The sequence below is a fragment of the Streptomyces sp. NPDC103540 genome (genome assembly GCF_055584445.1).
Genome location: NZ_JBVJMA010000002.1, coordinates 417175 through 441228, shown reverse-complemented (window position 1 = coordinate 441228; position 24054 = coordinate 417175). Strand labels below are relative to the sequence as shown.

Annotated in this window: 22 protein-coding genes; 14 read left to right on the top strand and 8 right to left on the bottom strand. The window is 77.0% G+C overall.

What is annotated here, in order from left to right; all coding sequences use genetic code 11:
• Positions 1-25 precede the first annotated feature (25 nt).
• On the top strand, positions 26-2038 hold the full coding sequence (locus ACZ6ZI_RS06580; RefSeq protein ID WP_469516915.1) for a heavy metal translocating P-type ATPase: 2013 nt from the start codon (positions 26-28) through the stop codon (positions 2036-2038).
• A 64-nt stretch (positions 2039-2102) separates the two neighbouring features.
• Here the strand turns inward: ACZ6ZI_RS06580 and ACZ6ZI_RS06575 are convergent, their stop codons facing one another.
• The gene (locus tag ACZ6ZI_RS06575) at positions 2103-2570 is read right to left on the bottom strand and encodes a hypothetical protein (RefSeq protein WP_469516912.1); all 468 of its coding nucleotides are present in this window, start codon (positions 2568-2570) and stop codon (positions 2103-2105) included.
• Between the two features lie 138 nt (positions 2571-2708).
• On the opposite strand from ACZ6ZI_RS06575, the gene ACZ6ZI_RS06570 reads away from it, so the two are divergent.
• Complete coding sequence (locus ACZ6ZI_RS06570; RefSeq protein WP_469516908.1) at positions 2709-3065, top strand: hypothetical protein; 357 nt, start codon at positions 2709-2711, stop codon at positions 3063-3065.
• A gap of 6 nt (positions 3066-3071) precedes the next feature.
• On the opposite strand, the gene ACZ6ZI_RS06565 is transcribed toward ACZ6ZI_RS06570, so the two are convergent.
• Positions 3072-3527 (bottom strand): hypothetical protein, encoded by a 456-nt coding sequence (locus ACZ6ZI_RS06565; protein ID WP_469516905.1) that lies wholly within the window; start codon positions 3525-3527, stop codon positions 3072-3074.
• A 281-nt stretch (positions 3528-3808) separates the two neighbouring features.
• Between ACZ6ZI_RS06565 and ACZ6ZI_RS06560 the strand changes: the two genes are divergently transcribed.
• From ACZ6ZI_RS06560 to ACZ6ZI_RS06550, 3 genes are all read left to right on the top strand, one after another.
• Positions 3809-5131 carry an MFS transporter gene (locus ACZ6ZI_RS06560; RefSeq protein WP_469516902.1) on the top strand — a complete coding sequence of 441 codons (1323 nt, stop codon included), beginning with the start codon at positions 3809-3811 and terminating at the stop codon, positions 5129-5131.
• 92 nt (positions 5132-5223) lie between these two features.
• Entirely contained in the window at positions 5224-5682 is a 459-nt protein-coding gene (locus tag ACZ6ZI_RS06555) for a hypothetical protein (RefSeq protein WP_469516899.1), read from the top strand.
• Between the two features lie 62 nt (positions 5683-5744).
• Positions 5745-6488, top strand: coding sequence for a peptidoglycan-binding domain-containing protein (locus ACZ6ZI_RS06550; RefSeq protein WP_469516896.1), 744 nt, complete (start codon positions 5745-5747; stop codon positions 6486-6488).
• A gap of 60 nt (positions 6489-6548) precedes the next feature.
• Here ACZ6ZI_RS06550 and ACZ6ZI_RS06545 read toward each other — a convergent pair whose 3' ends face one another.
• Positions 6549-7292, bottom strand: coding sequence for an SDR family NAD(P)-dependent oxidoreductase (locus ACZ6ZI_RS06545; RefSeq protein ID WP_363054102.1), 744 nt, complete (start codon positions 7290-7292; stop codon positions 6549-6551).
• Between the two features lie 157 nt (positions 7293-7449).
• On the opposite strand from ACZ6ZI_RS06545, the gene ACZ6ZI_RS06540 reads away from it, so the two are divergent.
• Positions 7450-8526 (top strand): RNA ligase (ATP), encoded by a 1077-nt coding sequence (locus tag ACZ6ZI_RS06540; protein ID WP_469516891.1) that lies wholly within the window; start codon positions 7450-7452, stop codon positions 8524-8526.
• 137 nt (positions 8527-8663) lie between these two features.
• Positions 8664-9581: an NADP-dependent oxidoreductase gene (locus tag ACZ6ZI_RS06535; protein ID WP_469517664.1), complete on the top strand. Its 918-nt coding sequence runs from the start codon at positions 8664-8666 to the stop codon at positions 9579-9581.
• Between the two features lie 38 nt (positions 9582-9619).
• Here the strand turns inward: ACZ6ZI_RS06535 and ACZ6ZI_RS06530 are convergent, their stop codons facing one another.
• The 4 genes from ACZ6ZI_RS06530 to ACZ6ZI_RS06515 all read right to left on the bottom strand — a co-directional run bounded on the left by ACZ6ZI_RS06530 (position 9620) and on the right by ACZ6ZI_RS06515 (position 16982).
• On the bottom strand, positions 9620-12517 hold the full coding sequence (locus ACZ6ZI_RS06530; protein ID WP_469516888.1) for a poly(A) polymerase: 2898 nt from the start codon (positions 12515-12517) through the stop codon (positions 9620-9622).
• Entirely contained in the window at positions 12517-14544 is a 2028-nt protein-coding gene (locus ACZ6ZI_RS06525; RefSeq protein WP_469516885.1) for an RNA ligase family protein, read from the bottom strand. Before ACZ6ZI_RS06525 ends, ACZ6ZI_RS06530 begins: the two co-directional genes overlap by 1 nt.
• 104 nt (positions 14545-14648) lie before the next feature.
• Complete coding sequence (locus ACZ6ZI_RS06520; RefSeq protein WP_469516882.1) at positions 14649-15131, bottom strand: hypothetical protein; 483 nt, start codon at positions 15129-15131, stop codon at positions 14649-14651.
• Between the two features lie 99 nt (positions 15132-15230).
• Complete coding sequence (locus tag ACZ6ZI_RS06515; RefSeq protein WP_469516879.1) at positions 15231-16982, bottom strand: VanW family protein; 1752 nt, start codon at positions 16980-16982, stop codon at positions 15231-15233.
• Between the two features lie 264 nt (positions 16983-17246).
• On the opposite strand from ACZ6ZI_RS06515, the gene ACZ6ZI_RS06510 reads away from it, so the two are divergent.
• From ACZ6ZI_RS06510 to ACZ6ZI_RS06480, 7 genes are all read left to right on the top strand, one after another.
• The gene (locus tag ACZ6ZI_RS06510) at positions 17247-18233 is read left to right on the top strand and encodes an NUDIX domain-containing protein (protein ID WP_469516876.1); all 987 of its coding nucleotides are present in this window, start codon (positions 17247-17249) and stop codon (positions 18231-18233) included.
• Positions 18234-18336: 103 nt separating this feature from the next.
• Positions 18337-18858: an SRPBCC domain-containing protein gene (locus ACZ6ZI_RS06505; RefSeq protein WP_469516873.1), complete on the top strand. Its 522-nt coding sequence runs from the start codon at positions 18337-18339 to the stop codon at positions 18856-18858.
• Positions 18859-18892: 34 nt separating this feature from the next.
• Entirely contained in the window at positions 18893-19639 is a 747-nt protein-coding gene (locus ACZ6ZI_RS06500; RefSeq protein WP_469516870.1) for an SDR family oxidoreductase, read from the top strand.
• A 3-nt stretch (positions 19640-19642) separates the two neighbouring features.
• Positions 19643-20287: a GNAT family N-acetyltransferase gene (locus ACZ6ZI_RS06495; RefSeq protein WP_469516867.1), complete on the top strand. Its 645-nt coding sequence runs from the start codon at positions 19643-19645 to the stop codon at positions 20285-20287.
• A gap of 59 nt (positions 20288-20346) precedes the next feature.
• The gene (locus ACZ6ZI_RS06490; protein WP_469516862.1) at positions 20347-21153 is read left to right on the top strand and encodes a hypothetical protein; all 807 of its coding nucleotides are present in this window, start codon (positions 20347-20349) and stop codon (positions 21151-21153) included.
• A gap of 104 nt (positions 21154-21257) precedes the next feature.
• Positions 21258-22193, top strand: coding sequence for a TIGR04222 domain-containing membrane protein (locus tag ACZ6ZI_RS06485; RefSeq protein WP_469516859.1), 936 nt, complete (start codon positions 21258-21260; stop codon positions 22191-22193).
• A gap of 127 nt (positions 22194-22320) precedes the next feature.
• Complete coding sequence (locus tag ACZ6ZI_RS06480) at positions 22321-23259, top strand: class I SAM-dependent methyltransferase (protein WP_469516856.1); 939 nt, start codon at positions 22321-22323, stop codon at positions 23257-23259.
• A 234-nt stretch (positions 23260-23493) separates the two neighbouring features.
• On the opposite strand, the gene ACZ6ZI_RS06475 is transcribed toward ACZ6ZI_RS06480, so the two are convergent.
• Positions 23494-23973: a hypothetical protein gene (locus ACZ6ZI_RS06475; protein WP_469516853.1), complete on the bottom strand. Its 480-nt coding sequence runs from the start codon at positions 23971-23973 to the stop codon at positions 23494-23496.
• Positions 23974-24054: the final 81 nt, after the last annotated feature.

Sequence of the window (24054 nt, the reverse complement as noted above, 5' to 3'; positions counted from 1 at the left end):
TTCAAAGTCTTGATATATTGATGTCATGAACGTCGTGAACGTCACCAACGGAACCGGCCCGAACCGCCCGGAGGGCCCGCGCGGTCCACTCGGCCCGCGCGACGGGATCGCCGCCCGCGCGGAGGCCGCCAGCGCCCTGCTCGCGCTCACGGTCTACCTCACCGGACTGACGCTCCAACTCACCGGCAACGGCGGACCCGCCTCCTTCGCCCTGTTCGTCGCCGCCTACGTCTTCGGCGGCCTCTTCACCCTCCGCGAGGCCGTCGCCACCCTGCGCGAGGGCCGCTTCCAGGTCGACTTCCTCATGCTCGTCGCCGCCGCCGGGGCCGCCGCCATCGGCCGCTGGGAGGAGGGCGCGGTCCTCCTCGTCCTCTTCAGCGTCGGCCACGCCCTGGAGGAGTACGCGATGGGCCGCGCCCGGCGCTCCATCGAGGCCCTGGGCGCCCTCGCCCCGCGCACCGCCCTGGTCCGCCGTGACGGCGTCGGCGTCGAGGTTCCCGTCGAGGAGCTCGTCGTGGGGGACACCGTCCAGGTCCGTCCGCACACCCGCGTCCCCGCCGACGGCTTCGTCGCCGCGGGCTCCGGCAGCGTGGACCAGGCCCCCATCACCGGCGAGAGCGTGCCCGTCGACAAGCTCCCCGTCCCCGACCGGGCCGCGGCCCTCGCCGACCCCGCCGGCGTCGAGGACACCGGCCGCGTCTACGCGGGCACCGTCAACGGCGCCGGCTCCCTGGAGGTCGTCGTCACCCGGCTCGCCCGCGACAACACCCTCGCCCACGTCGTACGGATGGTCCAGGAGGCCGAGGAGCGCACCTCGCCCACCCAGCGCTTCACCGACCGCTTCCAGAAGGTCTTCGTCCCCGCGGTCCTCGTCCTCGTCGCCGTCCTCCTGCTCGTCGGCGCGCTGAGCGGGGAGCCCTTCACCGACAGCTTCTACCGCGCCATGGCCGTCCTCGTCGCCGCCAGCCCGTGCGCCCTCGCCGTCGCCACCCCGGCCGCCGTGCTCAGCGCCGTCGGACGCGCCGCCCGCGGCGGGGTCCTCGTCAAGGGGGGAGCCCCGCTGGAGGAGTTCGGCCGGCTGCGCACCCTCGCCTTCGACAAGACCGGCACCCTCACCGAGGGCCGCCCCCGCCTCACCGACGTCGAACCCGCCGAAGGCGCCGCACGCGAGGAGCTCCTCGGCACCGCCGTCGCCGCCCAGCGGCTCAGCGACCACCCCCTCGCCCAGGCCGTCGTCCGCGACGCGACCCCCCTGCTGACGACCGCGCCCACCGCCGAGGCCGGCGACCTGCGCGCCGTCATCGGCCGCGGCGTCACCGCCGAACTCGACGGCAGGGCCGTCCACATCGGCAGCCTCGCCTACGCCGACACCCTGACCGGACCGCCCGTCCCCGCCGCCCTGCGCGCGCGGACGGAGGAACTCGCCCGCACCGGCCGCACCACGATGCTGGTCCGCAGCGGCGACCGCTGGCTCGGCACCCTCGGCCTGATGGACGCCCCCCGCCCCGAGGCCGCCCGGACCGTGGCCGCCCTGCGCGAGCTGGGCGTCACCCGCACCGTCATGCTGTCCGGTGACGACCAGCGGGTGGCCGACGCGGTCGGCCGCGCGGTGGGCATGGACGAGGTGCGCGGCGGCCTGATGCCCGAGGACAAGGTCGCCGAGATCACCCGGCTGCGCCGGACCGCCCGCACCGCCATGATCGGCGACGGGGTCAACGACGCCCCCGCCATGGCCGGCGCCACCGTCGCGGTCGCGATGGGCGCGGCCAGCTCGGCCGTGGCCCTGGAGACCGCCGACATCGCCCTGATGTCGGACGACCTGCGCAGGCTGCCCTTCATCACCGGCCTCAGCCGGCGCGCGAGCCGCGTCATCCGGCAGAACCTGTGGATCAGCCTCGGCATCGTCGCCGTCCTCGTCCCCGCGACCGCGCTCGGCCTGGGCATCGGCCCGGCGGTCCTCGTCCACGAGGGATCCACCCTGGTCGTCGTCGCCAACGCCCTGCGCCTGCTGCGCCACCGCGACCGGACCGCGATCTGACACCGGCGTCCGCACCGGACCGGACACCCCACCCGCCCGCGGCGGGGCGAGGAGGACAACCCCCTCACCCCGCCGCGGGCCTCGGTGCCTCCACCTCCAGGAAGCGCCGCCCGCGCGGACCCCGGTACAGCAGGCACTCCCAGCCGTGCCGCTCCAGCTCCGCCGCGCAGGCCGTGAGCCGTTCCCGCTCCTCCCCGGCGGCGCCGCTGCCCGGCGGCCCGGTCCAGGTCACCTCGACCCCGGCCGCCCCCCGCGCCCCGGGCACCACGCGGTACCCCGTCCGCCCGCGCACCCCCCGGGCGTCCACCGCCGACGGCGCGAACCCCGCCGCCTCCAGTACGAGGGCCACCGCGCGCGGCATCAACCGCAGCTCCCACGCGGCCGGGACGTCCACCCCGCCCGTCAACCGGCGGATCTGGAGCAGCCCCTCGTACGCCGTGCGCACCCGCGCCGCGCGTCCGGCGCCCGTGAACACCTCCTGCGGCCCGTCCCCCTCCGCCGTCTCGAAGCTCCGCTCACCGCCGTCCGACACCCCGCACCACCCCGTTCCCGGCCCGTACGCCGGACCGTACACCGCGCCGCGGCGCGCGGCCGGGCCTGAGTACCCGTGCCGGACGGCCTGAGTACCCGACCCGATGCCCCGGCGCCGCGCGACGGCTGGAATGACGGCATGACATCGAGCGCCACCCCGCACCCCGCCGCCGGCACCCGCCGCCCCCGCATGCGGCACGTGACCACCGCCGGTTCGGCCCTGGCCGTGGCGCTGACCCCGCTCGTGGTCGGCGTCCTGGTGGCCAAGGGGCTGGGCGCCGACCCGCACGCCCCGGTCAACGCCCTGATCTCCGCGGGCGGTCAGCGGGCCGGGCTGCCGCGCGGCGAGTGGGGCCGGCGCGGGCGCGCCACGGTACGGCGGTTGCGGACGGCCCGCGGCGGCGCCGTCCGCCGGTGCGCGGCCGTACGGGACCTGCGCGAGCGTCGACGGGCCGTCAGGAGGCCGACGGCGCCGACGGCTCCCGGGGTCCGCTGACCCCGGTCAGCCGCCGTACTGGCGCACGCACAGGTCCACCACCGACGGGGGCAGGGTGCCCTCCGCCGCCGCGCACAGCTCCTGCCCGCGCGGCATCGGCGGGAGCGCGGGCCGGGGAGGCCGGGGCGGGGCCGGCTTGGGCGGGCGTACGCGCCGCGGCGCGGCGGGCTGCACCGGCCGTTCCACCGGCGGCCGGACCCGCCGGGGCGTCGGGGTCGGGGCCGGGGGAGGGGGCACCGGATCGGGCAGGTCGCCGAGTGCCGCCGGCACCTCCACGGGGGCCTCGGCGAGGCGGCGGGTGTCCACGTGGTCCGCGTCGGCGGCCGGCTCGGGCGCGTCCGGCGGGGGCACGGAGCCGCGCGCCGGGACCGGGACGGAGGACTGCGGGCCGACGGAGACGCAACCGGCGCCCGCGAGGAGCGCGAGGAGGGAAAGGGGCAGGGCGGCCCGGCGTAACTGCATGGCACCACCATGCCGTAGTCGGGGAGCGGGCCGGGCGGCCCCCTCACGCGTCCGGGTGACGGCGTCCGGGGCGCCCGGACCCGTCCGCGGACGTTGCCGAATCGAATCTTCCCGGGGGCCCCGGAAATCCCCCGGACGGTCGCACCATGGACACGAACGCGATCGGCACGGCACGGCAGTGCGGGCGACGGGGGAGGCGCGACCCCCCGAGCCCGGTGCCGCCGTGTCCCGTTCACCCGTCCGCGGGCCCACCGCCCGTCCCCCGACACGGAGTGCCGAGCATGACCGAACCAGCCGCGTCCAGTGTTCCCGCACCGACCCCCCTTCCCGCAGCGACTCCCTTTCCCGCACCGACCCCCCTGAAGGGCTGGGCGGCCGTGGCGGCCGTCTCGCTGGGGATCTTCTGCCTCATCACCTCCGAACTGCTGCCCATCGGACTCCTCACCCCCGTCGGCGCCGCCCTCGCCGTCTCCGACGGCACCGCGGGCCTGATGGTCACGGTGCCCGGGATCGTCGCCGGGTTCTGCGCCCCGCTGGTCACGGTCGGTGCCGCCCGCCTCGACCGCCGCCACGTCCTGTGCGTACTCATCGCCCTGGTGGCCGCCGCCAACCTGGCCGCCGCGCTCGCCCCGAACTTCGCGGTGGTCCTCGTCTCCCGCCTGCTCGTCGGCGTCGGCGTCGGCGGGTTCTGGGCGATCGCGGGCGGCCTCGCCGTCCGGCTCGTGCCCGGACACCACGTCGGGCGGGCCACCGCCCTGATCTTCGGCGGCGTCCCCACCGCCTCCGTCCTCGGCGTCCCCGCCGGGACCTTGCTCGGGGAACTCGCGGGCTGGCGCACCGCCTTCGCCGCCGTCGGCCTCCTCGCCGCCGCCACCCTGGCCGCCCTGCTCCTGCTGCTGCCGGCGCTGCCGCCCTCCCGGCCGGTCACCCTCCCCGAACTGCCCGCCCTGCTGCGCCGGGACCGGGCGGTGCGCGCCGGGGTGATCGTCACGTTCCTGCTGGTCACCGGCCAGTTCGCCGCCTACACCTTCGTCCGCCCCATCCTGCGCGACGTCTCCGGCGTCGACGCCGCCCACGTCAGCACCCTGCTCCTCGGCTACGGGATCGCCGGCGTCGCGGGCAACTTCCTCGCCGGACCGCGCGACCCCCGCCGCACCCTGCTCGTCGTGAGCCTCGCCCTCACCCCGGTCCTGGCGCTCGTCGCCCTCCTGCCCGGGGTGCTCGCCGGCGGCGGACTGCTGCTGCTGTGGGGGCTGTTCTACGGCGGGGTGTCCGTCAGCCTCCAGGGGTGGATGCTGAAGGCCGCGCCCCGGGCCGCCGAGGCCGCCTCCTCCCTGATGGTGGCCATGTTCAACTTCGCCATCGCGGCGGGCGCCCTGCTGGGCGGTCTCGTGGTCGACCGGCTGGCGGTCCCCGCCGCCCCGCTCACCGGAGCCGTCCTGATGCTCGCGGCGGCCGTCACCGTCCTGGTCACCGGCCGGCCGCGAGGACGGCGCGCCGACGTCCCGGTACCCGACCACCGCCCGGCCGGCCCGGCCCGCCCGTGCGCCAACCGCGATGCGGGGCCCGGCAGTCGGGTACGTCCGGACACAACGGATGGATAGGATGGATCGGACATCAGGCTTGACGGGGCGGTCCCGGACGGAAAGAGTCCGCTCAAGAGCCACCGTTTGCGCCGCACTTCGGAGACCCCCAGATGCCGATATCCGCCCGTTCCCCGCTCACCGCGCTCGCGGTGGGCGGTTCGCTGGTCCTCGGCCTGGCCGGAACCCTCGCCGCCGCGCCCGCCGCCCGTGCGACCGGAACCCCGGCGACCCGCGCGAGCGGACCCGGGATCACGGGGCTCCACGGCGCGGCCTCCACCACCCCGACCGCCCCCGCCACGGCACCGGCCGGCCCCTCCGACAGCCCGACGCCCGCCGCGCCGACCCGCTCCGCCTCGGCGAGCCCGACCCTCGGCCGGCCGGCGCCCGTCACGATCGGCCCCCGGCCCGCCGGTGACCCGGCGCTCCCCTACGGAACCGCCGGCTCGGGCGGTTCCGGAGACCTCGCGCTCACCGGCGCGGGCAAGGCGGTCCCGCTCGCGATCGGTGGCGCGGCCGTGCTGCTCACCGGCGCGGGCATGGTCCTGGTCGCCCGGCGGCGCAGGGCCTGACCGGTCGGACGGGGGCCGGTACCGCACCGCCGCGCCGGCCCCCGTTCCCGCCGGGAGACGACATGTCCCCAGACCTCCGCGAGGGCGCCACGCCGCCCGAAGAACCCCTGCTCGTGCGCCCCTACGTGACCCCGCCGCCCGCGCCCGGCGCCCGCGTGACGACCCCCGCCTGGCCGCTCGGCCCCGACGCCCCGGCGCCCGTACGCGCTCCCGCGCCCGGCCTCGGCGCCTGCGCTGCCGGACCGGAGCCGGAGCCGCGCCGCAGGGGCGCCCGGTTGCCCCTGGTCGCCCTCGCGCTGCTCGCGCTGTGCGGGGCGGGCGCCCTGCTGTACGTCCTCGGCGGACCCGAACCGGAGCCCGCGCGGGCCGCGCCGCACCCCGGTCTGTCGCTGCCGGCGCTGCCCGCGCCCGGCCCGGGCGCCGGCGAGGCCTCCGAGGACGTGTCGAGCCCGCCGGCCACGCGCGGCCCGACGTCGACCCCGACCGCTGCCTCCGTCACCGCCACGCCCACCACCTCCGCGCCGCCCCCGCCCTCCGCGACGGCGACCCCGGCGGCCACGAGGCCGGCGACGCCCGCCCCGAAGCCGCCCACCGGATCCCCCGGGACCCTGCGGCGCGGTGACAGCGGCGAGGAGGTGCGCGCCCTCCAGGAGCGCCTCCACGGTCAGGGGTTCACGTACGTCTCGACGACCGGGGTCTACGACCGGCAGACCGAGCGGGGCGTGGCGCAGCTCCAGCGCGACCGGGACATCAAGGGCGACCCGAAGGGCGTCTACGGTCCGGCCACGCGGGCGGCCTTCGGCTGAGCCGGACCCCGGCACGGGGCAGGGGCCCGGGCCCCGGGCGGGAGGTCGGCGCGGCGCGGGTCACCGCCCGCCGGACACCCGCAGCACCGTCCCCGTCGTGTAGGTGGCCTCCTCGGACAGCAGCCACGCGACGGCCCCCGCCACCTCCTCGGGCCGGCCGGGCCGGCCCAGCGGGATGCCGGCCGCCGCCTTCGCCGGCCGGTCGGGGTCGCCCATCGCCGCGTGCATGTCGGTCTCGATGATCCCCGGGGCCACCGCGTTGACCCGGATGCGGTCCGGGCCCAGTTCCCTCGCCAGCCCGATCGTGAGCGAGTCGACGGCGGCCTTGGTGGCCGCGTAGTGCACGTATTCCCCGGGGCTGCCGAGGGTCGCGGCCGTCGAGGAGATGTTCACGATGGCCCCGCCGCCGCCCTCGGCCATGTCCCGGGCGGCCCGACGACAGCAGAGCAGGTAGCCGAACAGGTTCACGTCCAGCACCCGGCGCAGGTCCTCGGTGCGGGCGTCGGCCAGCCGGCCGAGCGGTCCGGTCACGGCGGCGTTGTTCACCAGGCCCGTGACCGAGCCGAGTTCGGCGCCGGCGATGTCGAACAGCCGCTCCACCGCGCACTCCTCGGCGGTGTCGCCGCGCACGGTCACGCACCGCGCCCCGGCCGCCCGTACCCGCTCGGCGGTCGCCTCGGCCGCCGCCTCGTCGCGGACGTAGCCGAGGACCAGGTCGTGGCCCGCCTCCGCCAGTCGTACGCAGGTCGCGGCGCCGATGCCCCGGCTGCCTCCCGTGACCACGGTGACCGGACGACGTGCCATGGTGCCCCTCCTCGACGCAGTGCCCACCGGCGTGCGGGCCGGCGGGCGCAGGCTAACACCCGGATATCCGCTGGACCAGCGGAAATGGGGCGCACGACAGTGGTCCGCACACCACGTCCGCACACCAGGTCCGGACACCGCATCCGGGGAGCCGCCCATGTCCACCCTCCGTGTCACCGTAGAGGAACTGACCGTCCACGAGCATCCGAACGCCGACGCGTTGGAACTCGCCCAGGTGGGCCTCTACCGGGCCGTCGTCGCCAAGGGCGCCTACCGCACCGGCGAGTTCGCGCTCTACATACCGGAACAGGCCGTGCTGCCCGCCGCGTTGATCGAGGAACTGGGGCTCACCGGACGCCTGGCGGGGAGCAAGCGCGACCGGATCCGAGCCGTGCGGCTGCGCGGCGAGCTGTCCCAGGGGCTGGTGTGCCGCCCCCGCGCCCTGGACGGGATCGACCTCGCGCTCGCCGCGAAGGAGGGCACGGACTTCGCCGCGACGCTGGGCGTCGTCAAATGGGTCCCGCCGATCCCCACGACGATGAACGGCGAGGTCGAGGCCGCGCCCGACCTGCTGCCGTGGGTGGACGTGGAGAACCTCCAGCGCTACCCGGGGATCTTCGAGCCGGGGGAGCCCGTCACCCTGACGGAGAAGCTCCACGGCACCGCCTGCCTGACGACCCACCTCGCCGACGGCGACCGGGTCCTCGTCTCCTCCAAGGGCTTCGGCTCCAAGGGGCTCGCCCTCAAGGAGGACGACCGCAACCTCTACTGGCGCGCCGTACGCGGCCACGGCGTCCCCGAGGTCGCCGCCCGGCTGGCCGCCCGACTGGGCGCCACCCGCGTCGGGATCTTCGCCGAGGTCTACGGCACCGGCGTGCAGGACCTCGGCTACGGAGCCCGGTCGGGCGACGCCGAGAACCCGCCCGGCTACGCCGTGTTCGACGTGTCCGCCGAGATCGACGGGCAGGTGCGCTGGCTGGACCCGGCCGAGGTGCTGGAGGACGGGGAACTCCCGCTCGTGCCCCGCCTGTACACCGGCCCCTACGACCCCGCGGTGGTGTTCGACCTGGCGAGCGGCCGGGAGACCGTCTCCGGGCGGGACCTGCACCTGCGCGAGGGCGTCGTCGTACGGCCGGTGACCGAACGCCACAGCCCGGTGGTCGGCGGCCGGGCCATCGCCAAGGCCGTCAGCCCGGCCTACCTCACCCGCAAGGGCGGCACCGAGTACGAGTGAGCCCCCCGGCCACGGCGCGGCGGACCGCGCCGCGCCGTGACCGCCCGGCCTCTCGGGCCGGCGGGGGTCGCCCGTGGTGGGATGAGGGCGGCGGAGCGAACGGCGCACGAGAGGTCGCGAGGATGTCCGAGAACACCATGCGGGCGATGACGTACGAGACGTACGGCGGGACGGAGGTCCTGCGGGAGACCCGGACGCCGCTGCCCAAGGTCGCCCCCGGGGAGGTCCTCGTCAAGGTCCGCTGCGCCTCGGTCAACCCGGTCGACTGGAAGATCATGGCGGGCGGTCTCGACGGGCTGATGGACGTCGTGTACCCGGTGATCCCGGGTTGGGACGTCTCCGGCACCGTCGAGACCGTCGGCATCGACGTGCCCGAGTTCGCGGTCGGCGACGAGGTGATGGCGTACGCCCGCAAGGACTACGTGCACGGCGGCACCTTCGCGGAGTACGTCAGCGTGCCGGTGCGCGCCGTCGCAGCCAAACCGGCCTCGCTCGGCTGGCGGGAGGCGGCCGGTCTGCCGCTGGCCGGGCTGACCGCGTACCAGCTCCTGACCCGCCTCGGGACGGGGGTCGACGACACCGTCCTCGTGCACGGCGCGGCCGGCGGCGTCGGCTCCCTCGGCGTGCAGATCGCCCGCTCGTTCGGCGCGCGGGTCATCGGCACCGCCTCCCCGCGCAACCACGAATGGCTGCGCGCGATGGGGTGCGAGCCCGTCGCGTACGGGGACGGCCTGGCCGAACGCGTCCGGGCCCTGGCCCCCGACGGGGTCACCGTCGTCGCGGACTTCGTCGGCGGCGTCCTCGACGTCACCCTGGCCGTCCTCGCCGACGGCGGCCGGCACGCCTCCATCGCCGACCACACCGTGCTCGGGGCCGGCGGCCAGTGGATGTGGGTGCGCCCCCTCGGGGAGGACCTCGCGGCGCTGGGCCGCCTGGCCGACGCCGGCCGGCTCACCGTGGACGTCGCCGCGGCCTTCCCGCTGTCCGACCTCGCGCAGGCCTTCGCGCTCAGCCAGGAGGGCCACACCGCCGGGAAGATCGTCATCGAGCCCTGACCCCCGCCCGGCGGGCCCGCCCCGAGCGGGCCGTCCGCTCAGGGCAGGTCCGGCACCTCGCCGCAGGCCGCCCGGGTGACCTCGACCCCCGACAGGCCGGCCGCCCACGGGCCGGCGAGGGCGGCCAGGCGGGCGGCGTCCGGCGGGCAGGCGCCCAGGCCCACGGCGTAGCGGGCCAGGGTGTCCGTCCGCTCGAAGGGGCGCGGCCAGGCGTGCGCGTCCTCGATCCCGGCGTCCGCGAGCGCGCCGAGCAGGGCGCGCAGCCGGCCGCGCGCCCGACCGAGGTTCTCCTCGAAGGCGCCGGGCGCCCCGCCCCGTACGGTCACCACCGCCCAGGCCGCGTGGCGGCGGTGCGGCGCGTCGGCCGCCAGGACCCGCCCGAAGTCCTCGGGGTCCTCCTCCAGCAGCTCCCAGGCCCGGTACAACTCCCGCACCAGAAGGTCCCGCGTCCCGGGCCCCACCTGCGCCGTGCAGCCGCGCACCGGCGCGGCCGGGGTGAGCACGGTCACCGGCGCCGGTTCCGCTTCCCGGGCCCTGCCGACCGGCTCCGGTGCCCCCGGGAGCGCGACGGGCACCGTCCAGTCCCAGGCGGCCCAGCTCCCGAAGAACTCCCGCCGCAGCGCCGCCGCCGACGCCTCGGGATCCGCGCCGGGCCCGGCCTCCCGTACGGTCCGCGCCGCCAGCACCGCCCAGGCCAGGCCCGGCAGTCCGCCGAAGGGGGCGCCGTCCAGGCCCCGGGCCCGGGCCCAGGCCTTCACCTCGCGCGCCAGCCGGGCGAACGCGGCGTGCCCCGCGCCGACGGCGGCGCGCACGGCCTCCGCGTCGCCGACGGCGGCGAGGGCCACCGCGGCCGGCCCGTCCGGCTCGCGGTGCGCGTCCGCGTCGTCGGCGGCGACCAGCACCAGGTCCACGTCCAGTCCCGACACGCGCAGCCGCATCCCGGGCACGCGGGCGCCCGACACCTCCCGCAGCCGCGACGCGTCGGGCAGCGCCCGCGCCAGTGCGCGCCGCAGGCCTCCGGCGTCCACCACGCCGCCGGGCACCACCGCCACCAGGTCCAGGTCGGCTCCGGCCGAGGCGCACCCCATGGCCCGGGACCCGACCGTACGCACCAAGGCCCCCGGCAGGGCGGCCGCGATCCGGGCCGTGACCTCCTCGGCGGTCCGCTCCTCGCGCGGGTCCGGGGCCGCCGTCGCGGCCGGGGCGCCGACCGGCGCCTCCTCCCGCACCCGGCTCACCACCCCGGTCCCCAGCTCAACGGTCGCCCGCACCCGCATCGGCCCGTCCCCGCGCCGCGCCAGCACGGCGAGGGAACCCACGCGCGCGTCCCGGCCGCCGGCGAGACGGGCGGCGAACTCCCGCTCCGCCCGCGGCGGGTCACCGACGCGGCCCAGGGTCAGGTGCGGGGTCCACTCCCCGGCGCGGCCCGTACAGCCCGGGAACCGTTCGACGAGGGCCCGCCGCAGCTCCCGCCACGGGGCCGCGCCGCCCGCGCCCGCCGTCGGGTCCCACCACAGGGTGGCCTCCTCCCGGTGCCCGAAGGAGTGCACCCCCTCCAATCGGACGGGGAAGGGCGCGGTGCCCGCCGCGACCTCGGCCAGCAGGGGCAGCGCCTCCTCGAAGGAGGACTCCGGCACGAAGCCGAACAGCAGGTTGACGTGCGCGGGCCACCGCCCGGCGGCCGGGTCGTGCGCCGCGCGCAGCCGCGTGACCACCGGGTCCTCGGGCGGCAGCCAGGCCACCGCGGTGCGGGCCGTCGGCGCCGCGTCGAGCCGTGCGGCTCGCTCGGGCGCCTCGGGCGGTCCACCGAAGGACACGGTCGCCTCCACCGCGAAGTGGTCGGAGACGAACAGCCCGTCGGGTCCGGGGGAGTCCCCGCGCAGCGCGGCCGTGTCGACCCGCGCGCCGGCGCCGGAGCCCAGCAGGATCCGGTCCAGCCGTGCGGCGCGCCCCGTGAGCGAGCCCACCGCGGCCAGCGGGTTGACCCGGGGGTCGAAGGTCGGAGTCTCGTCCGCCGCCCCGCGCGCCTCGTTCCAGGCGTCGCGCAGGCCCAGGGCGGCGGCCGGTCCGGCCGTGTCGCCGCGGCCGTCGTTGAAGTCGCCGAGCAGGGCCAGCCCGACGTCGCCCGCCGCGCCCAGCGCGCCCAGTCCGTCGCGGATGCGGGCCAGTTGGACCCCGCGGAGGGCGGCCCCGTTCGTGGTGTGGTCGCTGGAGAGGTGCGTGGCGGCGACGACCAGGGGCCCGGCCGCCGTGTCCACGGTGACGGCGGTGACCGCCTTGTGCCGGGCGAGCCGGTGCCAGCCGGCCTCCCGTACCGGCAGCCGGCTGAGGACGACCAGCCCGCTGTCGGCGACGCCCGTGCCCCGCGGGTCGGTCCCCAGGGTGTAGTCGGCCCGGATCCACGGCGCGGCCAGCAGCATCGTCAGCAGCGCGGGCTCCACCTCCTGGAGGGCGATCACGTCGGCGTCGGCCGCCGCCAGCGCGTCCAGCAGCATCGGCCTGCGCCGGGCGGTGGCGATGAGGGGGGCGTCGTAGCGGTCCCACAGGGTGTTCCAGGTCAGCAGCCGTACGCGCGCGGGCGGCGCGGCCGGCGCGGGCACCGGCCCGAGCGGCAGCCAGTCGCCCCGGCCCGACGGGTCCCAGGCGTGCGGGGTGGCCGCAGTGAAGAACGGGGCGCGCAGCAGGCGCCGCGCCCGCACCCGGCCCGCCGAGGTGGCGTCGACGCGGTCGAGGCCGCTCGCCCGGTCCCACACCAGCTCGCCGTCGGCCTCGACGAACAGCACCCGGTGCCAGGGGATGTCGCCCCCGGGCACGAACGAGGGCAGCGGCACCCGCTCGGGGCCGGCTCCGCGCCGGCGCAGGCCCAGGGTGAAGCGCGCGGGATCGAACCGGGGGTCCCAACGGACCTGGTGGTAGAGCTGCTCACTGGTACGCATCAGACGTTCTCCCCCGTGCCGTGCGGCCCCGCGGGACGGGCCCCCTGGTGCCCGCGCCCCGCGATTCCCGCGTCTTCGATCGCCGTGTCCCTGATTCCCGCGTCCGGGCGTCCCGCGTCCGGGCGTCCCGCGTCCGGGCGTCCCGCGTCCGGGCGTCCCGCGCTCGCGGGTCCCGTGTACACGAGCGCCCGGTCGGCGGGTCCCGTGTACGCGACGCCCGCCCCGGCGGTGCCGGTTCCCGGGGTGCCGTGCGCGCCCAGCGCGCCCGCCGTGTCCTCGACCCCGCCGGCCGCGCCCACGTACCAGGTGCGGTGCGCCGAACCCGGGTACGGCGGGCTGAACCGGCGCAGCTGCGCCGCCAGGACGGCCTGCGGCACGGGATGCGGGCGCGCGGCGTTGCGCCGAACCAGCTCGGCCTCCTCGACCAGCACCACCACCCGGGTGACCAGCGCGTCCCGTCGGCGCGCGACCGCGCCGGCGAGCCCGCGCTGCGCCTCGGTCAGGGAGGTGGCGTCCCACACCACCGTGCCCCCGGCGGCGAGCGCCCGGTCGAGGCGGTCCAGGCCCTCGCGCAGCACCTGCGGGTTGGCCCGCTGGTCGGCGCGTTCGCCCCGGGCCGCCCGCAGGTCGTCCAGGGCGACGTACGCGGCGACGCCCTCCAGTCCCCGCGCGAAGGTGGACTTGCCGCTCCCGGAGGGCCCGCACAGCTGGATCAGGCGCGGGAAGGAGTCCGCGTCGCGCCACCGCCAGGTCGCGGCCACCGCCTCCTCGGCGGTGGAGAGCCCGCCGCGCGCGAAGGCCGCCCGGGCCTCGGCCCAGCAGCGGTCGGCGGCGTCGCGCGGCAGCGCGCCGAGCGCCCCGCGCAGCCCCTCCCGCAGCGCGCCCAGGGGGTCCGCGTCGAGCAGGCCCGCGTCCTGCGCGTACAGCGCGGACCACTCCACCTGCTCCGCACGCTCCGCCGCGGTGGAGCCGTCGTCGTGGCCGTGGCCGTGGCCGTGGCCGTGGCCGTGGCCGTGTTCGGCGTCCGGCAGGACCGCCGCCAGGGTGTGCAGGACGCCCAGGTCGGCGGCGGCCGCCAGGCGCACGAGCCCGGCCCGTCGTTCCGCGTCCGGGTGGGGGCGGCGCAGCACCGGGTGCAGTCCCACGAGGTCCGCCACCCGCCGCGCCGTCCGCATCCCGAGCGGGCCCGCCGCGAGCCGTGCCGCGAGGGCGGCCCGGGGAGCGCGGTGCAGGGCGGCGGCCAGTACCCCCTCCAGGCGGTCCTCGCCGCCGCGGCCCGCGCCGTCCAGCCGGGCCGCGACCTCGGCGACGACGTCCCGGTCCGGGCCGGGGAGGTCGGTGGTGCCGAGCGCGGCCGACAGGGCCGCCGCATCCGGTTCGGCCCCGGAGCGCACGGCCCACAACGGGGCGGCGGCGCCGAGCCCGTTGGGCACGACCGGCGCGTACATCCAGTGGCTGTCGGTGCGGACGTGGCCGACGCGGACCCACTTGGCGACGTACCGGCCGAAGTCCTCGCGGCGGAAGCCGGCCGCGGTCCGCACGACGTACCCCTCCTGCCGGGTGGTGTCCACGCGCAGCCGGCGCAGGGCGCGTTCGTCGTAGACCCCGCGCCAGAGCACGCGGGGAACGGGTATGCCGAGGCGCGCGAGGAAGGCGACGGTGCGGTCCCAGTCGAGGCAGTGCCCGCCGTCCCACACGGAGAACCCGTAGAACCAGCTGTCGAGGTCCTCGTAGGCCAGGGAGTGACGGGCGTACAGGTTCTCGCCGCACACCCGCCATCCGGCGGGGATGCCGGGGCCGACGCGGCCCTGGAGGCCCTTGACCCAGGCCCGCGAGGGGTGGTGGCCGGAGTCGAGGGAGCGGGCGTGGAGGCCGTCCGCGTACAGGGTGGTGTTCTCGCCGTCGAGCTTCTCGGTGACGACCACCTCGCGCCCCTCCAGCGCCGACGGCCCGCAGACCCGCACGTCGTCGGCCGTGGCACCGGGCGACCACGGCAGGTGCGCCGTACGGGGGTAGTGCGTACGCATGGGAGGTCTCCGGGTGGACGACGGGGTGCCCGGTCACTCTAGGTACGGGCGGCGTCCGCTTCCACCCGGTTTCGTGCCGCCCGGCCGCCCGGACGCGGTTCCCGTCAGCGGCAGAGCGCGACGATGGACGGGGAGACCGTGCCGCGGGCGGCCTCGCACAGGGGCCGCATGTCGAACGAACGCCCCGGCGCCGGGCGGGCCTTGGGGCGTACGGGCTCCCGGGTGCGCGGCTTCGCGGCGGGGGCGCGGTGCGCCGGCTTCGCGGCGCGGACCGGTCGCTCGGGTCGCTCGGGTCGCTCCGGTCGTACGGGCCGCGCCGGTCGGTCCGGTCGGGGCGGGTCCGCCGGGCGCGCTGCCCGGGCGTCGGCGTCCCCGGCGGGTCGGGCGGCGTCGGGCAGCGGGTCCAACGGCAGCCCGCGCGCGAGCGGCTCCCGCGCGAGGGGCGCGGGAGCCGCGGGAGCGGGAGCCGGCGGGCCGGGCTGCGCCGGTCTTACGGTCACGCACCCGGCGGCCAGCATCAGCCCGGCGAGGAACAGCGGCAGGGGCAGGGGGAGTCGGGCCGGAGGGACCCGGCGGGGCGACGGCATCCGCCCACCCTGCCGCACCGGAGCCGTGCGGCGCGCGCCCGATCACACGGAAGGGTGAGCGCGGCCTCCGGGACGTCCCCCCGGCGCCTCAGGGACGCCTCAGGACTCGCAGGTCACGGTGTCGCGCGGGGTGTAACGGGTCTTCATCGTCTCCCGCTTGACCTCCTGACCGCCCTTCAGGAAGATCCGGTCGACCGCCACGTCGAAGCCCTCCAGCGGGGTCTGCGGCTCGCAGGTGGGACCCTTGCCGACGCGCGTCGCGGGCGGCTTCACGTGGGTGCGCGGCCCCTTCGAGGCCTTGACCTCGTCGTACTTCCTCGTCCCGAGGAAGGTGATGGTGACGGAGCTGTCGTTCGCCTCGGCCAGGATGTACAGGGCGTTGCCGGAGTCGTTGGCGAAGCGGAGGTCCAGGCTGCCCCAGGCGACGGTGGCCTCGCGGCCCTCCGGATAGCGCTCGATGTAGAAGGAGTGGGCGCCGTACTCGACCGGCTTGACGCCGGCGAAGAACATCGCGTTGAAGACGGTGGTGGCGACGGCGGAGACCCCGCCTCCGGCGGCCCGTTCGTAACGCCCGTTGTTGATCATGATGCCGTCGACGAAGCCGTTCTCCTTCGTGCGTTCGCCCACCCGCTGGTTGAAGCTCCACGTCTCGCCGGGCAGCACCACCGAGCCGTTGATCAGCTCGGCGGCGCGGCCTATGTTCGTCGTCCGGTACGCGGCCGGCTCGAAGGCCACCGTGAAGGAGGACACCTCCTGCGTGATGCCGAGCCGGGCCACCGAGTCCCGGGTCAGGCGCGGGGCCACCGACTCGGTGGCGACCTCGCCCGTGCGGGCCGCCGCGCCCTCCCGGGTCAACAGCGGCAGTACGGCCGCCCCCAGGGCGGCCTCGGTGACCTGCCGGCCGGCCCGGCCGTCCCGTTCCACCACCACCCGCCCGCTCTCGGTCCGCAGGGCCGCCTCGACCGGGCCGGGCGCGGCCTGCCGCAGCGGTGCGCCGACCGCCGGGTCGGCCAGCAGCGCCTTGGCGTCCAGCTTCGGCGCCAGCCGGCCCTTGCCGTCGTCCCCCATCGTCAGGTGGCGGCCGATCACGGCGGGTGCCACGGATATCCGCCGGCCTTCGACCACGAGGGTGACCGGCCCCGACATCGCGGGCCGGGCGAACTCGCGCAGGGCCCGGTCGGTCTCCTCCTGCCCCACGCGCGGCAGGGCCCGTACGACGGGCAGCTCGATCGGCGCCGCCGCGGAACCGGCGGGCCGCGGGTACGCCGCGCGCAGCGCCTCCAGCGAGCGGTCGAGGTCGAGGGCGACGCCGGCGGCCGGGGCCGTCGCCACCGCCCTGCCCTGGTCGAAGGTGACGGCGCCGTCCCGCGGCCCCTTGCCGCCCTTCCGGCCCAGCGCCTCCAGGGTGATGCGGGCGGCCTTCTCCTCGAAGCGGACCACGGGGACCGCGTCGGGGTCGCCGGAGGCGAAGAGCCGGCCGATCACCGTGAAGGGGTCCGCGCCGGAGCGCGCCGCGCGCTCGACGGTCGCGGCGGTGTCCAGGGACAGGCCCAGCGTGGCCGGTCCGGCCTTCTCGACGCGGTCGCCGATCCTCAGGTCCAGCGGGGCCGAGGCGGACGGCCCCAGCTCCCGGGAGAGGGTCCGGCGGGCCTCGGCCCGGGTCATCCCGCCGATGTCGACCCCGCGGACCTTCGTGCCCGCCGCCAGATCGTCACCGGTCAGCAGGAGCCCCGCCGCGTACAGCCCGCCCAGGGTCAGCGCCGCGGCCCCGCCCGCCACCCCGGCGACCTTCGTCGCGGACCACCGCTTCCCGGTGGTCGCGTCGGTCTCGGTGCGGGCTGAGCGTCGCATGGCCGTCGTTTCTCCCGGTCGGGCGGTCGGGCGGTCGGGTCGGGTGGGGCTCCGGTCGACCGGGGCCGATCACGTGGTCGGACCAGCGGCTTTCACGCCGCCAGTCCGCGGAACGGACGCTATCAAGATCGACATAACCAGGTAATAAGGAGGTATAGCGAAGGTAAAGCGAAATCGCGTGACGCGCGCGCCGGCCGCGTAACCGCGAGGCCGCGCCCGCTGTTGCACAGGCGGCTGGCCCACGTACGGCGAACGGAGTTCCGCATGACGCAACTGACCGACGACCCCGGGCACGCGGCCATCCGGATGACACCGGCGCAGTACGGGGCCTCGCGCGCCGTCCTCTGGGCCGGCGCGGTCGTCCTGGTCACCGACACCGCCGGCCGGGTCCTCGTGCAGAGCGTCGACTACCGGGGCGGCCGGCTCCTGCCGGGCGGCGCCGTCGACGCCGGCGAGGCCCCCGCGGCGGCCGCCGCCCGGGAGATGCGCGAGGAACTCGGCGTCGTCGGCCGCTACCCGCGCGGCCTCGCCGTCGACTGGATCCCCTCCGACACCACCGCCTTCCCGCCCGAGACCGGTTTCCCCGGCGAGATCCTCCACGTCTACGACGGCGGCACCTGGCCCCCCGAGCGCATCGACGCGATCCGCCTGCCCGAGCAGGAGGTCACCGGCATCGACTTCGCCGAGCCCGCCGACCTGCCGGCCCTCATGGACGCCGGCTGCGCCCGCCGGACCCTGTCCGCCCTGCGCGCCCGCGTCAACGGCTCCGGGCCCGCCCTGCTGGAGGACGGCCGCCCCACCGACCCCACCGCCCTCGACCGTCTCGGGGTCCTGCGCACCCGCCGCGTCCCCGAACACGGGACCTGGCACCCCGGCCCCGTCCCCGCGCACCTGCCCGTCCACACCCGCTCCGGCTGGCTCTTCGCCCCCGACGGCCGGGTCCTGCTGCTGATCGCCCGCGCCACCGGCGCCGCCCACCTGCCCCCCGTCGGCGCCCCCCGGCCCGGCGCCCTGCCCGTGGGCTACCGGGCCACCCCCCGGGGCGCGCTGGCCCGCACCGCGTCGCGCCTCCCCGCCCTCGCGCCGGCCGCCGACCCCGCGTACGCGCGGTTGCTGGCCACCCCGGAACAGGTCCGCGAGCTCAGCGACTGGGGGCCGGCCGGGGTGCGCGAGCTGGCCTGTGTGCACGCCGCCCGCGCCCGCCTCGGACTGCCCCCGGCGCCCCGGACCCCGCCCACGGAACTCCCGTAGCAGCGCCCGCGCCCGGTACACCGCGCCCACCGCACCGCCCGCGCGGTCGCTTTCGGCCCGGCCAATCCGGGCCGCGCGGCGGGCGCTCCCGCAGCATGGGGCCATGACCGAGACCGTGATCGACTACACCCTCTACGTCCAGGCCGACCCGGACCGCGTCTGGCAGGCCCTGACCGAGCCCGCGTTCACCCGCCGCTACTGGGGCCTGAGCTTCGAGACCGACTGGGCCGTGGGCTCGCCGATGACCTGGGTCGAACGCGGCGCGCGCACCAGCGACCCCGACCAGGTCGTCCTCGACTGCGTCCCGGACCGGCGGCTCTCGTACACCTGGCACAACTTCACCCCCGAATGGGCCGCCTCCGCCGGGGTCGCCGAGGAACTGCGGGCCGAGCTGGCGCGCGAACCGCGCACCCGGGTGACGTACGAGATCCAACCCGTCGGCGACGCCCTCGCCCGCCTCACCGTCCGCCACGAGGGCTTCCTCCCCGGCGGCCGCCTCGTCGGCATGTGCGCACGGGCCTGGCCCCTGCTCGCCTCCAGCCTCAAGACCCTGCTGGAGACCGGCGCCCCGCTGCCCGAACCCGGGCCCGACCCCCGCCCCGACCAGCCGGAACCGCGCCTGTGATCATGTGGTCGGACCACAGGACAGGAGCGTTGACTTGACAGCTGACCACGCGTCGACACCCCGGCGGGTCGTCGTCACCGCGGCCGGACGCGACTTCGGGCGGACCCTCGCCCTCGGCTTCGCCGCCCGGGGCGACGAGGTGTACCTCTCCGCCCGCACCGCGGAAGCCGCCGAACGCGTGCGCGACGAGATCGTCGACCGGGGCCACGACCCCGACCGCGTCCACGCCTTCGCCTGCGAGCTGACGGACCCCGCGTCCGTCCGCGCCTTCGCCGCCTCGGTCGCCGCCCGCACCGGCCACGTCGACGTGCTGCTGAACAACGGCGCCCGCTACCACCACGGCACGGACCTGCTGTCCGCCTCCGACGAGGACGTCGTCGACACCATCGCCTCCGGGGCCACCGGCACCGTCCTGGTCACCAAGGCCTTCCTCCCGCTGCTCCTGGAGTCGGAGCGGCCGGACATCGTGACCATGGTCTCGGGGTGCGGGGAGAAGGGGAACCACCGCTCCGACGCGCACGACGCCTTCTACGCCGCCAAGAGCGCCCAGGCCGGCTTCACCGAGGTCCTCTCCCGGCGCCTGCGCGACCGCGGCGTCCGGGTGATCTCCCTCTACCCGCCGGACTTCGACAACCACGACCCGCTGTCGGACGCCTGGACGGACGCCCCCCGCACCGCGAAGGACCCGCTCACCGCGCAGTCGCTGCTGGACTGCGTCCTGTTCGCCGTCGGCCAACCCCGCGACTGCTTCATCAAGTCCTTCCACTTCGAGCAGGTCTGAGCCGTGGGCGCGACCCTCACCCGGATCCTCGCCGACGCGGCCGAGGGCCGGTTCCCACCGCCCGACGGCGCCACGACCGTCGTGCCGCAGGAGAACGCCCGCGACGCCGGCGTGATCGCCTTCACCGCGCATTCGGTGGTGTTCCTCGACGAGGACCCCGCCTGGGTGCGCGCCGTCGTGGCCCGCCAGGACTGTGACGGCCTGGCCGCCACCCTGCACCCCCGCTTCCTCGCCGCCCTCCTGGAACGCACCGGACGCACCACCGACAGCGTCGACCTGCTCACCGTCGCAGGAGCGCTGCCCGGTCGACCCCCGCTCGACCTGCGGCGGATATCCGATCCGGACCACCCCCGGGTGCGCCGCGCACGCCTCCGCCGGGACGACGTACGCGTCTGGGCGGCCGACGGCGGCGTGCTGGTCCTCGGCCGGGGCGTCGCCGGACGGTGGGAGGCGGCCGTCGAGGTCGACGAGACGGCCCGCCACCAGGGCCTGGGCCGCGCACTGGCCCTCTCCGCCCGCCACCTGGTGCCGGACGGCGGCCCGGTCTGGTCCCAGCAGGCCGCCGGCAACGCCCGCAGCGTCCGCGCCTTCCAGGCGGCCGGATACCGCCCCGTCGGCGCCGAGGCCCTGCTGCTGCCCCGCCGCTGACCGCCCGGGAGGGGCCCCGGGGCACCACCCGTTCACCCCGGTCGTGTGGAATGGACGGTATGGGGAGACGTGAGCACCAGACGGGCCGGACGCCGGGCGGCGCCGCGGCGTACCCGGTCGCGGGTCGGACGCTGATACCCGGCCGCAAGCCGGTCGGCGACGGTACGGGGGTCGAGATCGTCCGCCGCACCCCGACCGGACCCGCCCCGACCGGACCCGCCCGGGTGGGACCCGTGCCCGCCGGATCCGCCCCGGCCGGACCCGTGCCCGCCGGATCCGGCCCGGGGGGACCCGCACCGGTCGGATCCGCCCCGGTCGGATCCGCCCCGGTCGGATCCGCCCCGGTGGGACCCGCGTCCGCCGGCCCCGTGCCCGACGCCGCCGCGGCCGTCGGGCCGGGATCGCCCGCACCGCCCCACCGGTGGCGCTACGCCCGCCACCTGGAGCGCCTCGCCGCCGTCGCCCGCGCCGCCGGGGAGGCGGCGGAGGCCGCGGCGGTGGCCGCCGTCCTGGACGACCCCGACCCGGTGATGGCCGAGAGCGCCGTCGTCACCCACCTCGACCGCCGGGCCGCACGCCTGCGGCCCGGGGCGGAGTTCACCGACTGGGCCCGGGCCCTGGAACCCGTACTGACGGGCCGGGAGTTCGCCGCCCGTCGACTGCGCGAGTGGACCCTGCTGCGGGCCGTCGAGGCCGGCGCCCCGTGGTCGCCCGCCGAACTGGCCGGGGCCTCCGACTGGTGCCAGCGCACCGCCGTGCGCACGCTCGCCGCACCCGACGCGCTGGCCCTGCTCGCCCGCTCGGCACGGACCCACCGCGTGCGCGGCGCCGCGACCGGGCGACTGCGCCGGGCCGCGGCCGCCTGAACGACCCTCCCGCCACGCTCCGAACCCGCCGCGTCACGCGGGGTGTTGCGCGACCTCCCCGCCGGCCTCACACTCGCCTCAGACACTGGCACCGGGGGGTAGGCATGTGGCTGGTCGTCCTGTTCGTTCCCGCGGCCTTCCTGCTCGCGGTCACCGCGGCCCTGCGGTGGCGCGCGGGCCGCGCCGTGGACACGCCCCGGCCCGCCGAACCCCGCCCGCCGGGCGACGCGTTGACGGTCTACGAGCTGGCCTGGCTCCGCAGCCCCGTCCGTGATTCCGTGGCCGAGGTGGCCTTGGCCGTGCTCCGTGCGAGCGGACGCCTCCCGCTCGTCGACCGGTACGACGTCGACCTCGGGGCGGACCCGCCGCGCGAGGAGGTGCAGGCGGCGGCGTACCCGACGGGCGAGAAAGCCCGCGCCACCCGCTCCGCCGCCAAGGCGCGGGCGGCCGTGAGCCGCTCGGAGGCGGTCACCCGCGTCACCGACCGCCTGAACGCCCAGGGCCTGATCGTGGACCGGGAAGCCACACTGCGCTACGGCCGGGCCATGGACCACGAGGCCTGGGCGGCCACCGCCACGGTCCTCGCGGGCCTCGGGGCCGTCGTCTGGACGGTCCTCGGCTCCGGTGACGTCCCGTGGGCGGTCGGCTCCTTCGCCGCCCTCCTCGGCTGCTGGGCGGTGGCGCGCCACCGCCGTCACCCGTGGATGAAGGTCGGCCACGCCACCCGCGCGGGCCGCGCGCTGTACCGGGAGACCCTCGCTGACACCGCCTGGGACCCCCGTACGACGCCCCGCGACCGGATCCCCGCCCCCGGCCGGGAGGACGTCGCGGCCGTGGCCCGCACCGGCCTGCGGGGCTGCGGACGGTTCCCCGACCTGCTCGTGGCCCTGGACGGCCCGCCCCCGCCGCCCGCACCCGCCTCGAAGTCGTCGTCGTCCTCGTCCTCGTCCTCGTCCTCGCACACGGTCAACGACCCGCCGGGCCTCGGCGGGGTCTCCGGTTGCGGCGGGGGCTGCGGGGGGTGCGGGGGAGGCCTGTAGAACCCGGAAGCGGAAGCACTCGGGATCGAACAACTCTCGTCATACGGCGGTTCGAGGGCTTATGGTCTGCTTACCCGGCCGGGTATCAGCGTTGAACCGATGCCATTCCGCTGGAGGATGACTCTCCGTGTCGCATGTTTCACAGGCTCCCGTCACCACCCCCGACACCGAGCCTGCACCGCCCACACCCCGCACGTTCGGCGATGTCAAGGGCTGGTTCTCGGCGTACGACCAGGTGCTCTTCGACTGGTTCCTGACCCGCCAGAACGACACCCCCGACACCACCGGCGACCTGCTGGAACTCGGGGCGTTCATGGGCAAGAGCGCGATCTTCCTCGCCGGATACCTGCGCGACGGCGAGGAGTTCACCGTCGTCGACCTCTTCGACTCGCCCGCGCCCGACGACTTCAACCTGGCGGAGATGCGGGACTCGTACCCCACGCTCACCCGGCGAGGCTTCGAGACGAACTACCTGACCTTCCACGAGGCCCTGCCGACGATCGTCCAGGCCCCGACCTCCGTCGTCACCGACCGGGTGCGCCCCGGGAGCTGCCGCTTCGTCCACATCGACGCCTCGCACCTCCACGAGCACGTCGTCCAGGACATCGCCTCCTCGCGCGTGGTCGCCGGCCCGGACGCCGTCGTGGTCTTCGACGACTACCGCTCCGCCCACTGCCCCGGCGTCGCGGCCGCCGTCTGGGCCGCCGTCGCCGAGGGCGAACTGCGCCTGATCGCCGTCTCCGCCTCGAAGTTGTACGCGACCTGGGGCGACCCGGCGCCCCACCAGGCGGCGCTGCTGGCCTGGCTGGAGGGCCGCACCGACCTGTGGCACGGCGTGGACATGATCGACGGCAGCCCGCTCGTGCGCATCGGCGACGAGGGCGTGAGCGCCCCGCCGGAGCCGAAGCCGCTGCGCGCCCCCGTCGAACCGGAACCCGCTCCGGCCCCGCCCGTCGCCCCGCCGGCCCCGCCCCGGCCGGGCGCGCGTTGGCGCCGGCTGGCCAAGGACCTCCTGCCGCCGCTGGTCACCCGCGCGATCGTCGCCCGACGCCGCCGGCGCCGCTAGGGTCTGTCGTCAAACTCCCGTCTGCCCCGCGACGCCTGGCACGCGCTCTCGCCGTACCGGGCGAAAGACCGAGTACGACCGGTACGCGGGCTTCCGCCCGGCACGCCGAGAGCACGCACCAGACGCCGCGGGGCCGCCCTCCGGGCGACGACAGGAGTTCGACGACAGACCCTAGGGCCTGTCGTCGAACTCCCGTCTGCCCCGCGGGCGACGACGGGAGTTCGACGACAGACCCTAGGCCTGCTGCCGGCCCTCGCCGGCCATGAACCTCCAGACCAGGGCGTGACCCAGGACGATCAGTCCGATCAGCATCAGGGCCTCGGCCTGGATGGGGCGCAGGCCGATGTGGCCGGCGAGTTCGGGGAAGGCGCCGACGACGGCCACCAGGGCGTAGAGCAGGGCGGCTCCGGCCTGCTGCCGGGTGACGAAACGGTCGCCGCGGGAACGGGAGAGGAGCCGCAGGGTGCACACGCAGCCGATCACGGCGAGGACGATGAAGGCCGCCCGCCAGATCTGCGGCTGCTCGGTGCCGCCGACCTGGGCGAACAGCCCCATCAGGGCGGGCAGCAGGAAGGACAGGTAGATCCCGCCGACGACGCGTCGCAGGGCGGGTTCGCGCGTCCATTCCGCATGGCTCTGCACGACGTTCCACCAGAGGCCGACCAGGGTGAAGCAGGTGGCGGAGAAGAGGGCGTAGAAGCTGCTGACATCCATGGACGACGAGGGTGGCAGCGAAGGCGGTCCACCGACGGGACCACACGCCCGGCCGAGCGCAGGCCCGCCGGGACGGCGTAG

Coding starts and splice junctions, on each gene's coding strand:
- ACZ6ZI_RS06580 (WP_469516915.1), top strand. CDS start 26: ATGAACGTCGTGAACGTCACCAACGGAACCGGCCCGAACCGCCCGGAG.
- ACZ6ZI_RS06570 (WP_469516908.1), top strand. CDS start 2,709: ATGACATCGAGCGCCACCCCGCACCCCGCCGCCGGCACCCGCCGCCCC.
- ACZ6ZI_RS06565 (WP_469516905.1), bottom strand. CDS start 3,527: ATGCAGTTACGCCGGGCCGCCCTGCCCCTTTCCCTCCTCGCGCTCCTC.
- ACZ6ZI_RS06560 (WP_469516902.1), top strand. CDS start 3,809: ATGACCGAACCAGCCGCGTCCAGTGTTCCCGCACCGACCCCCCTTCCC.
- ACZ6ZI_RS06555 (WP_469516899.1), top strand. CDS start 5,224: ATGCCGATATCCGCCCGTTCCCCGCTCACCGCGCTCGCGGTGGGCGGT.
- ACZ6ZI_RS06550 (WP_469516896.1), top strand. CDS start 5,745: ATGTCCCCAGACCTCCGCGAGGGCGCCACGCCGCCCGAAGAACCCCTG.
- ACZ6ZI_RS06545 (WP_363054102.1), bottom strand. CDS start 7,292: ATGGCACGTCGTCCGGTCACCGTGGTCACGGGAGGCAGCCGGGGCATC.
- ACZ6ZI_RS06540 (WP_469516891.1), top strand. CDS start 7,450: ATGTCCACCCTCCGTGTCACCGTAGAGGAACTGACCGTCCACGAGCAT.
- ACZ6ZI_RS06535 (WP_469517664.1), top strand. CDS start 8,664: ATGCGGGCGATGACGTACGAGACGTACGGCGGGACGGAGGTCCTGCGG.
- ACZ6ZI_RS06530 (WP_469516888.1), bottom strand. CDS start 12,517: ATGCGTACCAGTGAGCAGCTCTACCACCAGGTCCGTTGGGACCCCCGG.
- ACZ6ZI_RS06525 (WP_469516885.1), bottom strand. CDS start 14,544: ATGCGTACGCACTACCCCCGTACGGCGCACCTGCCGTGGTCGCCCGGT.
- ACZ6ZI_RS06520 (WP_469516882.1), bottom strand. CDS start 15,131: ATGCCGTCGCCCCGCCGGGTCCCTCCGGCCCGACTCCCCCTGCCCCTG.
- ACZ6ZI_RS06515 (WP_469516879.1), bottom strand. CDS start 16,982: ATGCGACGCTCAGCCCGCACCGAGACCGACGCGACCACCGGGAAGCGG.
- ACZ6ZI_RS06510 (WP_469516876.1), top strand. CDS start 17,247: ATGACGCAACTGACCGACGACCCCGGGCACGCGGCCATCCGGATGACA.
- ACZ6ZI_RS06505 (WP_469516873.1), top strand. CDS start 18,337: ATGACCGAGACCGTGATCGACTACACCCTCTACGTCCAGGCCGACCCG.
- ACZ6ZI_RS06490 (WP_469516862.1), top strand. CDS start 20,347: ATGGGGAGACGTGAGCACCAGACGGGCCGGACGCCGGGCGGCGCCGCG.
- ACZ6ZI_RS06485 (WP_469516859.1), top strand. CDS start 21,258: ATGTGGCTGGTCGTCCTGTTCGTTCCCGCGGCCTTCCTGCTCGCGGTC.
- ACZ6ZI_RS06475 (WP_469516853.1), bottom strand. CDS start 23,973: ATGGATGTCAGCAGCTTCTACGCCCTCTTCTCCGCCACCTGCTTCACC.